Origin of the sequence: Candidatus Venteria ishoeyi (assembly GCF_030378065.1) — a bacterium.
In the GTDB taxonomy this organism is placed as follows: domain Bacteria; phylum Pseudomonadota; class Gammaproteobacteria; order Beggiatoales; family Beggiatoaceae; genus Venteria; species Venteria ishoeyi.
Window position 1 is genome coordinate 1 of record NZ_JAUCGJ010000110.1, and the last position, 1142, is coordinate 1142.

The 1142-nt window shown below is 41.2% G+C and carries 1 protein-coding gene; it reads left to right on the forward strand.

Going from position 1 to position 1142, the window contains the following annotated elements; translation table 11 throughout:
- Positions 1-181: 181 nt before the first annotated feature.
- Positions 182-1142, forward strand: a 961-nt coding sequence (locus QUF61_RS18110; protein ID WP_289682953.1) for an ISAs1 family transposase, incomplete at its 3' end; no start/stop codon positions are given.

A 1142-nucleotide genomic window follows, 5' to 3' on the forward strand; every position in this document is an offset into this window, starting at 1 on the left:
TAGGGCAATTGCACCAAATAAACCTGTAAAACAGATACTTATTAGTATAAGATTACTCTAAAATCAAATTATATAAAATAATAAGGATTAAAGAGATGGTAATTCGCCCTCAACCCAAACAGGCAGAATCTGCTCCCTCCACTGGAGTAAAAAAAACTCTGTAGAACACGTGGAAAATATATTGATATCTCAATTGGCTGAAGCTGAAGCGAACAAAGCTAAAATTGAATATCAAACCAGTATTTCCGAGCATTTTAAGGACTTACCAGACCCGCGAAAACCGGGAATGATTCTGCATAAATTATTGGATATCATAACCATTGCAGTTTGCGGTGTAATTTGTGGCGCAAACGACTGGGTTGGCGTGGAAACTTTTGGAAAAAGTAAGCAGCAATGGCTATCTGGTTTTTTAGAATTGCCAAACGGCATCCCCTCACATGACACGTTTAACAATGTATTAAATAGCCTGTCGGCAACAAAACTTCAGGGATGTTTTACAGCGTGGATGCAAAGCCTTGTTCAACTGTTGGATGGAGAAATCGTCGCTATAGACGGTAAATGCTTACGACATTCCTATGATAGAAAATCAGGTAAAGCAGCTATCCATATGGTGAGCGCTTGGGCAAACACTAACCGGGTCGTGTTAGGGCAAGTGAAAACAGATGAGAAATCCAATGAAATCACAGCAATTCCAGAACTGCTGAAACTACTCGATATCAAAGGCTGTATCGTTACAATTGATGCGGCAGGATGTCAGAAAACGATAGCGCGTGACATTATTGCACGCGAGGCAGATTACGTGTTGGCGCTTAAAGGTAATCAAGGCACATTGCATGAAGATGTTAAAGATTATTTTGAATGGGCGCTGGCGAAAAATTTTAAGTCTATTGCACATAGCTATCATGAGACGATAGATGGTGGGCATGGGCGTATTGAAACGCGGCGTTATTGGACCATTGATGATATTGAGTGGTTGGATAATAGAGAGAAATGGGCAGGACTGACTAGCATCGGTATGGTTGAGTCACACCGGGAAATTGGTGATAAAGTGACAACTGAACGGCGTTTTTATATTACTTCGCTAAGTAGCGATGCACAGCGTTTTGGTCGTGCTGTACGTGCACATTGGGGCATTGAAAACA